Below are 12,456 nucleotides of genomic sequence, written 5' to 3'. Positions count from 1 at the left end.
TCAGGCCGCCTTGGCTTTCGTGAGCAACTGGTCCAGCAGGACCATGGCTTCGTCGATCTCGGGGCGCGAGATCATCAGCGAGGGCGCGAAGGTGATCACGTTCTTGTAGTAGCCGCCCACGTCCAGCACCAGGCCGCGTTTCTGGCCCTGGTATTCCAGGCCGCCTTCGAGGCCGATGTCCACCATCTTGTCCAGCAGCGCCTTGTTGGGCGTGAAGCCGTCTTCGGTGCAGATCTCGGCGCGCAGCGCCAGGCCCAGGCCGTCCACATCGCCGATTTCCTTGTGGCGCTTTTGCAGCTCCTTGAGGCCTTCGAGGAAGTAGGCGCCCGATTCGCGCACCTGGCGGCCGAAGTCCATCTCGTGGGTCATCTTCATGACTTCCAGGCCCAGGGCCGTGCCCAGCGGGTTGGAGGCGAAGGTGGAGTGGGTCGATCCCGGCGGGAAGATGGTGGGGTTGATCAGCTCCTCGCGCGCCCACAGGCCCGACAGGGCGTTGAGGCCGTTGGTCAGCGCCTTGGCGAAGACCAGCACGTCGGGCTTGACGCCGAAGTTCTCCACCGACCACAGCGTGCCGGTGCGCCAGAAGCCCATCTGGATTTCATCGACCACCATCAGCACGCCGTGGTCGTCCAGCACCTTCTTGAGGCCCTTGAAGAAGTTGGGCGGCGGCACGACGTAGCCGCCCGTGCCCTGGATGGGTTCGACGTAGAAGGCCGCGTACTCGCACTGGTTGGTCTTGGGGTCCCAGATGGCGTGGTATTCGTTCTCGAACTTGCGCGCGAATTCCCGGACGATGGAGTCCGCATACTCCTCGGACGTCATGCCCTTGGGGCGGCGGAACGGGTAGGGGAAGGGGATGAACTGCGCGCGGTCGCCGAAGTGGCCGTAGCGGCGGCGGTAGCGGTAGCTGGAGGTGATGCTGGAGGCGCCCAGCGTGCGGCCGTGGTAGCCGCCCTCGAAGGCGAACATCAGGCTCTTGCCGCCGCTGGCATTGCGCACGACCTTGAGCGAGTCCTCGATGGCCTGGGCGCCGCCCACGTTGAAGTGCACGCGGCCGGCATGGCCCCACTTGCGCTCCGCATCCTGGGCGATGAACTTGGCCAGCTCGATCTTGGTGGGGTGCAGGTACTGGCTGGCGACCTGGGGCAGGGTCTGCAGCTGCTCGATCATCTTCTGCTCGAGGCGCTTGTTCTTGTAGCCGAAGTTCACGGCCGAATACCACATCTGCAGATCAAGGTAGGGCGTGCCGGCCTCGTCGTACATGTAGCTGCCTTCGCAGCCCGAGAAGATCTTGGGCGGGTTGACGTAGTGGACGGTATCCCCGAACGAGCAGTACTTGGCTTCGTCGGCCAGAAGTTGGGCGTTATTGATCACAGCAAAGGGCTCCAGATATTCAGCCGCCGCAGTGTGAGCGGGCAATCTTGCTGCGCTGTCGAGTCTTTGTGTGGGGTTTGTGGAGGAGGCCCGCGCGGAGCCTGGATCGGCCCCTGTGACGTAAATGAGACAAAATAAATGATAATCATTATCAATTGATGGGAGAATCGCGGAAAGCCAGCAGGAACAATCACACACGGGGGGAGCAATGGTCTCGCAAGAGCACTCCGCGGACAGGTCGGCAGCTAGCCAGCAACCCTCTTTCCCCGATTCCCGCCATGGCTGTGTCTTCGCGTTCGTCTTTCCTCTCCCTCTCCTGCAATCCCTCGCGCACGCCGGCATTGCGGCACAGCCTGCTGGCCGTGGCCGTGCAGGCCGCCGTGATCGGTCTGGCCTCGCCCGGCGCCTGGGCACAGACGCAGACGCAGACGCATGTGCAGACTGCGGACGATGAGGCCCGGCTGATGGCACAGGCTCCCACCAAGGCGCTGGCCCAGGTCGATGTGGTCGATGCAGCCGAGCCCGTGCAGCGCACGCCCGGCGCCTCCACCACCGTCAGCGGCCCGGCGCTGGAGCAGGCCGGCAGCATGGCCGACGTGGTGCGCTACCAGCCGCTGGTCTCCGCGCCGGGCACGGCCTCGGGCACCAGCCGCAACCGCAGCAGCTTCGACCGCTCGGGCACCACGGGCTACAACATCCGCGGCATCGAGGGCAACCGCATCGGCATGGATGTGGACGGCGTCGAGATGCCCGACGCCACCACGCGCCCCTATGTGAGCCGTGTCGGCGCCAACACCTTCGGCGTGGGCCGTGACTTCATCGACCCCGAGATGTTCTCGGCCGTGGACATCCTCTCCGGCACCACCACGGCGCGGCGCGCGGCCGGTGGCATCGGCGGCTCGGTGGGCTTTCGCACCAAGTCCGCCGAGGACTACCTGGTGGGCGGCAAGACCTCCTACCTGGGCGGCAAGATCGGCCACGACACGGCCGACCGCTCCTGGAACGAGAGCTTCACGGCCGCTGGCCGCTCGGGCGACCTCGACGGCCTGATCGCCTACTCGCGCCGCGACGGCCACGAGACGCGCAACCACAGCGCCATCGTCAACAGCTATCCCGATGACTGGAACTCCAACGCGCTGCTGCTCAAGGGCGGCCTGCGCATCAACCCGGCCCACCGCCTGGTGCTGTCGGCCGACCTGTACCGCCGCAAGAACGACACCTCCTTCCACGGCTGGGACACCACCAACACCAGCATCACCGAAAGCTCGCGCCAGAACAGCGACACCAGTCGCAACACGCTGCAGCTGCAGCACCTGTGGACACCGACTGGCGCCTGGGTGGACCAGCTGGACACGCGGCTGTACTTCCAGAACACGGACACCAACGACGTTACCGACACCACCACGCTGGCCACGGGCGCCAAGGTGCACAACGTCTCCGGCAATGAGACGCGCACCTGGGGTTTCTCGAGCACGGGCGACAAGCGCATCGACCGCCACCGCCTGAGCTTTGGCGTGAATGCATCGACACAGGACACGGAGCGTCCGTGGAACGTTTTCGCTACCGGCACGCCCGTTATGAAGCCCCAGCCCGACACCACCACCCGCCGCTACGGCGCCTTCCTGCAGGACGAGATCAGCTTCCAGGCCGGCGGCCGCCGCCTGGCGCTGATTCCCGCGCTGCGCGTGGACCGCGTGGAGATCAAGACACGCGACCTGGACAACTTCGTCTCGGGCGTGCTCACGGCCGCCGATGTGGAAAAGATTTACGGTGGCACGCGCGGCAACACCATCCTCAGCCCCAGCCTGGCCCTGGTCTATGACCTCACGCCCACGTTCAGCGCCTATGCCCAGTTCAAGCGCAGCGGGCGCGCGCCCTCGGCCGGCGAGATCTTCGGCTCGTGGAACATGGCCAGCAACTACAACGCGGCAGGCCAGTACGCCCTGGTGGGCAACCCCAACCTGAAGGAGGAAAGCAGCAATGCCTTCGACTTCGGCCTCAAGGGGTCGCCCACGCCGGGCGTGACCTTCAACAGCTCGGTCTTCTATACCAGGTACTCCGACTTCATCGCCTACACGCGCTACCTGCGCGCGGGCCGTCCCGACCTGTTCGTCAACGTGCCCGCCCACATCGGCACCATCTACCAGGCCGAGAACCGCGACAGCGCAAAGATCTACGGCTTCGAGGCCAGCGCGCGCCTGGACCACGGCCAGTGGATGCCCGCCGCCAGGGGCCTGTACTCCACCTGGGCGCTGGGCATCAGCCGCGGCACCTCCAAGTCCTACTACGCAGGCGACAAGGATGTGCCGCTGGACAGCGTGCTGCCGCGCAAGGCCATCGTCGGCGTGGGCTATGACGCACCGGCCCGGCAATGGGGCCTGAACCTGACCGGCACCTTCGTCGCGGGCAAGCAGGCCGTGGCCACCAACCGCGACAGCTACCTGAACGCGGGCACCGGCCTGACCGACTCGACCACCGAGCTGTTCCGCGTGCCCGGCTATGCCATCTTCGACCTGGCCGGCTACTGGCAGGTCGCAAAGAACGTGCGTCTGAACGCCGGCATCTACAACCTGGGCGACAAGCGCTACTGGGACTATTCCAGCACCCGCAGCCTGCAGCCCGGCGTGGCGCGCGACCGCCGCGACATCGAGCTGCTGAGCAACCCGGGCCGCACCTTCGCCGTGTCCATGAACGTTGCGTTCTGAGCGCCCTGCGCACCATGCCATTGCATCCACGCCACCTTCACTTGCCGCGTGGCGCGGATCCGAGGAGTTTCTCCAGGGGCCGGCCGGCCTTCCCTACAGCGGCGGTGTCGGCCGGAAAGCCTCCACCACCATCGCAGCCGCCGCTGTATCTGCCTACTTCAGGAGTCGTTTCATGATCGAGTTCTCTCTGTCCCACCGCATGCTGGCCGCTGCCGGCCTGGCGGCCCTGCTCACCGCCTGCGCATCGCCCACGGCACCGTCCGCCAGCGGCCCGGCCCAGCCTGCGGGCGGGCATGGCCAGTCTGCCTTCATGGGCAGCTACGACGCCAACCGTGATGGCGTGGTCACGCGCCAGGAGTACGACACCGTGCGCAAGCAGCGCTTCCTGGCCGGCGACACCAATGGCGACGGCTGGCTCAGCGAGAAGGAGTACGTGGACGAGTTCGAGGCCCGCCTCAAGCAGCAGTACGCGGGCCGCCAGCCCGACGAGCGCTATGCCCAGTCCATGAAGCAGGCCCATGTGCGCTTCGGCATCGTGGACAGGAACCGCGACGGCAAATACACCGTGGAAGAAGACATGGCCATCGCCGAACGCAGCTTCAAGGAAGCCGACGTCAACGCCGATGGCGTCGTGGACAAGAACGACGTCAAGAAGCCCTGAGCGGACATGGCCAAAACCCCATCCAAGCGATTGGCCTGGTGGCTGCCGCTGCTGTCGGCCGTGTGCATCTCCGCCCAGGCCCACACGCCCTACCTGCTGCCCACCAGCTTCGAGGCTTCGCCCCGGGCCGTCATCAGCGTGGACGCCAGCTTTGCCGACAAGTTCTTCATCCCCGAAGTGGCTTTTGGCGAAACGCGCTTCACCGTGACAGCGCCCGACGGCTCGGTCACGCCCATGGCCGATGTGCGCCAGTTCAAGACCCGCACCGTGGCCGAGCACCAATTGCCCGACGAGAAGGGCACCTACCGCGTGAGCACCGGCCCGCGCCTGGGCGCCGTCTTCCGTTCGTGGGAGCGCAACGGCAAGGTGGAGACCGCGCGTGATCCCGCCACGCCCACGCCGGCCGATGCCAAGCTGCTCAGCCACTACCAGTCGCTGTCGGTCTCCGAGACCTACATCACGGTGGGCAAGCCCAGCCGGGCCGCGCTCGCGCCCTCAGGCAAGGGCCTGGAGATCGTGCCCGTCACGCATCCTGCCGACCTGTTCGCGGGCGAGAAGTTCGACTTCACCGTGCAATACGACGGCAAGCCGCTGGCCGCGCAGAAGGTGGAAATCTTCCGCTCGGCCATGGACCTGGCCAGCCAGCACAGCGTGGATGCACTGACCACCGATGGCGAGGGCCGCATCTCCTACGCCCTGCCCAAGTCAGGCATCTACCTGGCCCTGGTGCGCTACCGCGCCGACGCCCCCGCCGGCGCCGCCGCGCCGCAGTACGGCAACAACTACACGCTGACCTTCAGGGTGCTGGCGCAGTAAGGGGTTCCGGTTTCACGAAAAGGCCTGCCGCCACGGAGGTGCAGGCCTTTTCTCATGGTGAAGCCCAGCCCCATGCGATGTGCATGAGGGCTATGCGCCTCAACCCGTGGCCACCACCCGCAGCACCTCGGCGCCGTAGGCGTCGAGCTTCTTGGCGCCCATGCCGCTGATGCCCTGCAGGTCGTCCAGCGAAGCCGGGTTGCGTTCGGCAATGGCCGCCAGCGTGGCGTCGTGGAAGATCACATAGGCCGGCAGGTTGTGTTCGCGCGCGACCTCGGCGCGCCAGGCCTTGAGGTTGATGAAGCGCACCTGGGCGTCGGGGCCCAGGCTGGCAGCGGCCGCGTTGGGCTGGGTGGCGCGCTTGGAGGTGCGCGTGCGCGGCGCGGCCACGGCCTCGCGCAGCTGCACGGGCACATTGCCGCGCAGCACGTCGCGCGAGCCATCGGCCAGGCACAGGGTGTCGAAGCTGTGGCCGCTGTTCTCGCTGGTGATCTTGTGCAGGCCCAGGGCGCCCGTGGCCAGCAGCTGGCGCATCACGCCGCGCAGCTGGGGCTCGCTGTAGTCCTTGCCCAGGCCGAAGGTGGAGATCTTGTCGTGGCCGTACTGGCGCACCTTCTCGGTGTCCTTGCCGCGCAGCACGTCCATGATGTGGCCTGCGCCAAAGGTCAGCTGGCTGGCCTCGTGCACGCGGTAGATGGTGGACAGCAGCTTGCGCGCGGCGTCCGTGCCATCCCACAGGGCCGGGGGCTCCATGCAGTTGTCGCAGTTGCCGCAGGCGGTCTTTGCCACGCGCTGCAGCGGCCTGCCTTCAAGGTCCGTCTCTGCGTCTTCTCCCGGTGCGCCCAGGCCGTACTGCTCGCCGAAGTAGGCCAGCAGCCGCACGCGGCGGCAGTCCGTGGCCTCGGCCAGGCCCAGCAGGGCATCGAGCTTGCCGCGCATGACCTGCTTGAAGGTGTCCTCGGCCGGGCTTTCGTCGATCATGCGGCGCTGGTTGACCACGTCGGACAGGCCGTAGGCCATCCAGGCATCGGCGGGCAGCCCGTCGCGGCCTGCGCGGCCGGTTTCCTGGTAGTAGCCCTCGATGTTCTTGGGCATGTCCACGTGGGCCACGAAGCGCACATCGGGCTTGTTGATGCCCATGCCGAAGGCGATGGTGGCGACGATGACGATGCCGTCCTCGCGCAGGAAGCGGTCCTGGTGCAGCTGGCGCGTCTCGAAGGGCAGGCCCGCGTGGTAGGGCAGGGCGGGCACGCCGGCCTGGCTCAGCGTCTGGGCCAGCTCCTCCACGCGCTTGCGCGACTGGCAATAGACCACGCCGGCCTCGCCCTCGTGCTCGCGCTCGATGAAGCGCAGCAGCTGGTTGCTGACGTCCTTCTTCTCGGCGATGCGGTATCGGATGTTGGGGCGGTCGAAGCTGCTGACGAAGTGCCGTGCGCTCTCCAGCTGCAGCCGCTCGACGATGTCGGCGCGCGTCAGCGCATCGGCCGTGGCCGTGAGCGCAATGCGCGGCACGCCCGCATAGCGTTCGTGCAGCACGCTCAGCGCGCGGTACTCGGGCCGGAAGTCATGGCCCCACTGGCTCACGCAGTGCGCCTCGTCGATGGCGAACAGCGACAGCTTGCCCTGGGCATGCAGGTCGTCGAGCAGGCCCAGGAAGCGCGGCGTGTTCAGGCGCTCGGGCGCGGCATACAGCAATGTGATGTCGCCGCTTTGCAGGCGCCATTCCACTTCCTGCGTCTCGTCATAGGACAGCGTGGAGTTCAGGTAGGCGGCGCTCACGCCGGCCTCGTGCAGCGCGCCCACCTGGTCGTGCATGAGCGCGATCAGCGGCGACACCACCACCGCCACGCCGTGGCCCTGCTGCTGGCGCACGATGGCCGGCACCTGGTAGCACAGGCTCTTGCCGCCACCCGTGGGCATGAGCACCAGCGCATCGCCGCCGGCGACCACGTGCGAGACGATGGCTTCCTGCGGACCGCGGAATTGTTCGTAGCCGAACACGGCTTGCAGGACGGAATGCGCGGCGGACAACGGGGACTTCTTTCGGCAGAGGCGGCTGGCGCGGGAGGGAGCGGGATGCGGGCGCTTCCCGCAAAAAATGCGCTGCGGCCCGAAGGCCGCAACAGCCGCCATTTTGCGCCCCCTCGCAAGGTCCAGGGAAGACCTGGGGTTTGAGCCGCTCTGCATCAACGGCCTTTTCCGGGCGCGAGGGTGCCATTTTCAGATTTCTCCTAGCCACCCGCTGCTGCATTCAGCTGCCGCCCAGCACCCCGCGCGCAATGATGCTGCGCTGCACTTCGGACGAGCCTTCGTAGATGCGCAGGATGCGCGCATCGCGCACCAGGCGCTCCAGCGGCATCTCGCGCGTGTAGCCGTAGCCGCCGTGGATCTGCAGGGCTTCGTCGGTGACGAAGCCCACCATTTCGGACGCATGGAGCTTGGCCATGGCCGAGTGCTGGGTGAAGGGCTGGCCGGCCTGGCGCAAGGCCAGGGCCTGCATGGTCAGCGCCCACGATGCCTCCAGGCGCAGCTTCATGTCTGCCAGCTTCCACTGGATGCCCTGTTTGGTGGCCAGTGGCTCGCCGCCGACCAGGCGCTGATTGGCCCATTGCGCGGCGGCGGCCAGGGCGGCCTCGGCCACGCCCAGGGCGGTGGCCGCCACGTCCAGGCGGCTGTTGTCCAGCACCTTCATGGCCGTCTTGAAGCCCGTGCCCTCGGCGCCCAGCCGGTGGCTGGCAGGCACGCGCACGCCGTCCAGCGATACCTCGAAGGCATGGCCGCCGCGGATGCCCATGAGCTTTTCGGGGGCCGAGACCTGGATGCCGGGCAGATCGCGCGGCACGATGAAGGCGCTGACGCCGCGCGCGCCGGCCTCCATGTCGGTCTTGGCGAAGACCACCATGAAGCGCGCCTCGGCGGCGTTGGAGATGAAGTGCTTGACGCCCGTGATCAGATAATCGTCCCCATCGCGCACGGCGCGCGTGCGCATGTCGGCCGGGTGGGAGCCGCCGCGCGGCTCGGTCAGCGCAAAGGCGGCCAGCCATTGGCCGCTGGCGCAGCGCGGCAGCCACTGCTGGCGCTGCGCGTCGTCGCCGCCGATGAGCACGGCGTCCGTGCCCAGGTAGTGGGCGCCGATCATGGACGAGGTGGCCGCGCAGGCGCGCGAGATGGCCACCAGGGACAGCAGCATGGCCGTGGGCGTGACGCCGGGGCCGCCCAGGGCCTCGGGCAGGTTCATGCCCATCACGCCCAGGGCCGCCAGGCCCGGCACATGGCAGGTGGCGGACAGTGCCTCTTCGTCCATGCGCTGCGCCAGCGGGGCGAGTGCGTCGTCGGCAAATCGGGCCACGGCATCGGCAATGGCGTGGTCGTCGGCGGTGGTGCCCAGTCGTTGGAAGTTCATGGAAGTTCGCTCAATGTGATGGGGAAGAGGGGGCGGCGCCTGCGGTGCCCAGGGCACCGGATGCGCGCAGCGCGGCAATGGCTTCGGCGCCCCGGCCCAGCCACTGCGAGAGCAGGGCCTCGGTGTGCTCGCCCAGGGCCGGTGCGCGCTCGGCGCGGTTGGGTGCGGCGCCGCTGAAATGCACGGGCTGGGTGGGCAGGCGCAGGCCGGGCAGGCGCTCGTCCTGCACCGCGCCGAGCAGGCCGCGCGCCTGGCTCTGGGGCGACTCCAGCGCCTGGGCAATGTTCCAGATGGGGGCGGCGGGCACGCCCGCTGCATCCAGCGCGGCCACCACCTGCGCCACTTCATGCCGGCCGGCCCAGGCCTCGATGGCCTCGCGCAGCGCGGGTTCGTGGGCCGAGCGTGATTCGTCGCTGGAAAAGCGCGGGTCGCCGGCCAGGCTGCCCAGTTCCATGGCCTGCAGGGCGGCGGCGAACAGCTTGTTGTTGAGCACGGCCAGCGCGAAGTGGCCGTCGCCTGCGCGGTACACGCCGAACGGCGCGGACAGCGGATGGCGGTTGCCTACGCGGCGCGCGGGCCGGCCCGTGAACAGATAGCGCGCCACCGAGGTGGCCAGAAAGCTCAGCGTGGTGTCGAACATGGCCACGTCCACCTGCTGGCCCTGCCCGGTAGCGCGGGCCTGCAGCAGCGCGGCCAGCGTGGCCCAGGAGGCGAACAGGCCGGCCACCACGTCGCTGACGGCCTCGCCCACGACGGTGGGCGCGCCATCGGGCTCGCCCGTGGCCTCCATGAGGCCGCTCATGGCCTGCACGATGATGTCGTAGGCCGGCCGGTGGGCCAGCGGCCCGGTCTGCCCGAAGCCCGAGACGCTGACATAGACCAGGCGCGGATTGAGCGCCCGCAACTGGCTTGCCCCGATGCCCAGGCGCTCGGCCACGCCGGGCCGGAAGTTCTCCACCACCACGTCGGCCTGGGCCGCCATCTCGTGGACCAGGGCCACGGCCTCGGGGTGCTTGAGGTCCAGCACCAGGCTTTGCTTGTTGCGGTTCATCACCGTGAACAGCGCGCTTTCGCCGTTGTTCATGGGGCCGATGGCGCGGTAGTCGTCGCCCTGCGGCGGCTCGATCTTGACGACCTCGGCGCCCAGGTCGGCCAGCAGGGCCGTGGACAGCGGCCCGGCCAGCACGCGCGTGAAGTCGAGAATGCGCACGCCGTCCAGCGGGCGGGCGGTAAGGGGGGAGGACTTGGTCATGGGTGCAGCCTTGGACGGGTGGTCTATGGCTGCATGCTGGCGCGGGATTGAATCAATGGAAAATATTCATTCCTGATTCACTGCATTCAAAAAAATGATCCAGATCAGCCTGCGCCAGCTGGAGTATTTCGTGGCCGCCGCACGCCATGGCAGCACGGCGCGCGCGGCCGAGGCCATCGGCGTGTCCCAGCCGTCCATCTCCAAGGCGATTGCCGACCTGGAGGCGCTGTGGGGCGAGGCGCTGTTCGTGCGCCGCCATGCCAGGGGGCTGGATCTCACGGCGGCCGGCGCGGTGCGCAGCCGCGAGGCCCAGGCGCTGCTGGACGGCGCACGCAGCCTGCAGGGGCCGCGCACGGCGGCGATGGCGGGCGTGCTGCGCCTGGGCTTTCTGAGCACGCTGGGCGCGCGCTGGGTGCCGGCCCTGCTGGCGCAGATGCAGCGCCTGCACCCCGGCATTGCGCTGGAGCTGGTGGAGGGCGACATCGCCTCGCTCACGCAGCAGGTGGAGCGCGGCGAGCTCGATGCTGCCCTGCAGTACGACACGGGCCTGGCGCGCCCCCGCATGGAGCTGCTGCCCGTGGCGGCGCTGCCGCCCTATGTGCTGCTGCCGCAGCGCCATGCGCTGGCGGCCAGGACCAGCGTGGGGCTGGCCGAGGTGGCCCGCTACCCGCTGGTGCTGATCAACCTGCCGCACAGCCGCGAGTATTTCCTGTCGCTGTTCCGCGAGTCCGGCGTGACGCCGCTGGTGGCCCATGAGTTCGCCTCCATCGAAATGCTGCGCTCCATGGTGGCCAACGGCCACGGCCTGAGCGTGCTGACCACGCGGCCGGTGGTGGACCGCGCCCACGATGGCCAGCGCCTGGCCTGCCGCCGCATCCGGGGCCGCGTGGCCCCCCAGGGCGTGGTGCTGGCCGTGCCGGCGGGCAATGCCTCGCCGCTGATTGCACCGTTCTTGAAGGTGGCGCGTGCCGTGATTGCACCGTAGCGGCGCGCAGCCCCATGGCATGCACCACGGTGGTGAGCTGTTACCCGGGATTTTCCCCAGGTTGTATGGACAAGCTTGGTTGGCACGGCATTTGCTGTTGCTCTCCGTGTTGATCGCAGGTAGATGCAGGATGCTCGCTCCATCACCGGTTTGCCGGGTAATCCTGTATATACATGTCCGGTCGGCAAAAACACACTTCGGGCTCCCGCACTGGTCTGCCTGCGGACCCCGAAACTGCCATCGCCAACTTGCTTTCCCGACCGAGGAGTGCCACATGAGTTCGATCCCCACGTTCCGCCGCCTGCCCCTGGGGCCGCTGGCCGCCGCCCTCTGCCTTGCCGCCGCACTGCAGCCCGCTGCCGCGCAGGAGACCAAGATCACCCTGGGCATGTCGGGCTGGACCGGCTTCGCGCCGCTGACCCTGGCCGACAAGGCCGGCATCTTCAAGAAGAACGGCCTGGCGGTGGACCTGAAGATGATTCCGCAGAAGGACCGCCACCTGGCCCTGGCCTCGGGCGCCATCCAGTGCGCGGCCACCACCATCGAGACGCATGTGGCCTGGAACACGAACGGCGTGCCCATCGTGCAGATCTTCCAGATGGACAAGTCCTATGGCGCCGACGGCATCGCCGTGCGCAATGACGTCAAGGGCTTTGCCGACCTCAAGGGCAAGACCGTGGCCGTGAGCGCGCCGGGCACGGCGCCGTACTTCGGACTGGCCTGGATGCTGCACAAGAACGGCATGACCATGAAGGATGTGAAGACCGTCTCGCTGGAGCCCCAGCCCGCCGCCCAGGCCTTCGTGGCCGGCCAGAACGATGCGGCCATGAGCTACGAGCCCTACCTGTCCACCATCCGCGCCAACCCGGCCGCGGGCAAGATCCTGGCCACCACCATCGACTACCCCATGGTCATGGACACGGTGGGCTGCGATCCCAAGTGGCTCAAGGCGAACACGGCCGCCGCCAAGGCCCTGGCCCAGTCGTATTTCGATGCGGTGGCCATGATCGAGGCCGACAAGACCAAGTCCTTCGAGATCATGGGCGCGGCCGTCAAGCAAGGCGGCGAGCAGTTCGGCAAGTCGGCCTCCTACCTGAAGTGGTCCGACAAGGAAGCCAACCAGAAATTCTTCGCCAACGAGCTGGTGCCCTTCATGAAGGAGTCGGCCGTGATCCTCAAGGAGGCCGGCATCATCCGCTCCATCCCCGAGAACTATGGCGTGATGTACGACGCCAGCTTCATCCAGTAAGCCCGCCAGGG

The 12,456-nt window shown here is 67.9% G+C and carries 9 protein-coding genes; 5 read left to right on the top strand and 4 right to left on the bottom strand.

Going from position 1 to position 12,456, the window contains the following annotated elements:
* Positions 1–1,374, bottom strand: a complete 1,374-nt coding sequence (locus BO996_RS02350) for an aspartate aminotransferase family protein (RefSeq protein ID WP_034397609.1) — start codon at positions 1,372–1,374, stop codon at positions 1–3.
* Positions 1,375–1,652: 278 nt separating this feature from the next.
* Between BO996_RS02350 and BO996_RS02345 the strand changes: the two genes are divergently transcribed.
* The 3 genes from BO996_RS02345 (at position 1,653) to BO996_RS02335 (ending at position 5,556) form a co-directional block, all read left to right on the top strand.
* On the top strand, positions 1,653–4,079 hold the full coding sequence (locus tag BO996_RS02345) for a TonB-dependent hemoglobin/transferrin/lactoferrin family receptor (protein WP_071953907.1): 2,427 nt from the start codon (positions 1,653–1,655) through the stop codon (positions 4,077–4,079).
* Positions 4,080–4,251: 172 nt separating this feature from the next.
* Positions 4,252–4,740 carry a hypothetical protein gene (locus BO996_RS02340; RefSeq protein WP_012202078.1) on the top strand — a complete coding sequence of 163 codons (489 nt, stop codon included), beginning with the start codon at positions 4,252–4,254 and terminating at the stop codon, positions 4,738–4,740.
* A gap of 6 nt (positions 4,741–4,746) precedes the next feature.
* Entirely contained in the window at positions 4,747–5,556 is an 810-nt protein-coding gene (locus BO996_RS02335) for a DUF4198 domain-containing protein (RefSeq protein ID WP_071953906.1), read from the top strand.
* A 99-nt stretch (positions 5,557–5,655) separates the two neighbouring features.
* Here BO996_RS02335 and BO996_RS02330 read toward each other — a convergent pair whose 3' ends face one another.
* The 3 genes from BO996_RS02330 to BO996_RS02320 form a co-directional block, all read right to left on the bottom strand.
* Positions 5,656–7,587 carry a RecQ family ATP-dependent DNA helicase gene (locus tag BO996_RS02330; RefSeq protein ID WP_043780224.1) on the bottom strand — a complete coding sequence of 644 codons (1,932 nt, stop codon included), beginning with the start codon at positions 7,585–7,587 and terminating at the stop codon, positions 5,656–5,658.
* Between the two features lie 220 nt (positions 7,588–7,807).
* On the bottom strand, positions 7,808–8,959 hold the full coding sequence (locus BO996_RS02325) for an acyl-CoA dehydrogenase family protein (RefSeq protein ID WP_016452226.1): 1,152 nt from the start codon (positions 8,957–8,959) through the stop codon (positions 7,808–7,810).
* A gap of 10 nt (positions 8,960–8,969) precedes the next feature.
* Entirely contained in the window at positions 8,970–10,211 is a 1,242-nt protein-coding gene (locus BO996_RS02320) for a CaiB/BaiF CoA transferase family protein (protein ID WP_071953905.1), read from the bottom strand.
* Positions 10,212–10,305: 94 nt separating this feature from the next.
* Here BO996_RS02320 and BO996_RS02315 point away from each other — a divergent pair, with 94 nt between their 5' ends.
* Both BO996_RS02315 and BO996_RS02310 read left to right on the top strand, forming a co-directional pair.
* A complete protein-coding gene (locus BO996_RS02315; protein WP_071953904.1) occupies positions 10,306–11,196 on the top strand; it encodes a LysR substrate-binding domain-containing protein in 891 nt (296 codons plus the stop codon).
* A 274-nt stretch (positions 11,197–11,470) separates the two neighbouring features.
* Positions 11,471–12,445, top strand: a complete 975-nt coding sequence (locus BO996_RS02310; protein ID WP_043823311.1) for an ABC transporter substrate-binding protein — start codon at positions 11,471–11,473, stop codon at positions 12,443–12,445.
* Positions 12,446–12,456: the final 11 nt, after the last annotated feature.

Origin of the sequence: Delftia sp. HK171 (genome assembly GCF_001886655.1) — a bacterium.
In the GTDB taxonomy this organism is placed as follows: Bacteria; Pseudomonadota; Gammaproteobacteria; order Burkholderiales; family Burkholderiaceae_C; genus Comamonas; species Comamonas acidovorans.
Note: the sequence above shows the minus strand (reverse complement) of the source record. Positions and strands in the feature narration are given on the sequence as shown.

Coding starts and splice junctions, on each gene's coding strand:
- BO996_RS02345 (WP_071953907.1), top strand. CDS start 1,653: ATGGCTGTGTCTTCGCGTTCGTCTTTCCTCTCCCTCTCCTGCAATCCC.
- BO996_RS02340 (WP_012202078.1), top strand. CDS start 4,252: ATGATCGAGTTCTCTCTGTCCCACCGCATGCTGGCCGCTGCCGGCCTG.
- BO996_RS02335 (WP_071953906.1), top strand. CDS start 4,747: ATGGCCAAAACCCCATCCAAGCGATTGGCCTGGTGGCTGCCGCTGCTG.
- BO996_RS02325 (WP_016452226.1), bottom strand. CDS start 8,959: ATGAACTTCCAACGACTGGGCACCACCGCCGACGACCACGCCATTGCC.
- BO996_RS02320 (WP_071953905.1), bottom strand. CDS start 10,211: ATGACCAAGTCCTCCCCCCTTACCGCCCGCCCGCTGGACGGCGTGCGC.
- BO996_RS02315 (WP_071953904.1), top strand. CDS start 10,306: ATGATCCAGATCAGCCTGCGCCAGCTGGAGTATTTCGTGGCCGCCGCA.
- BO996_RS02310 (WP_043823311.1), top strand. CDS start 11,471: ATGAGTTCGATCCCCACGTTCCGCCGCCTGCCCCTGGGGCCGCTGGCC.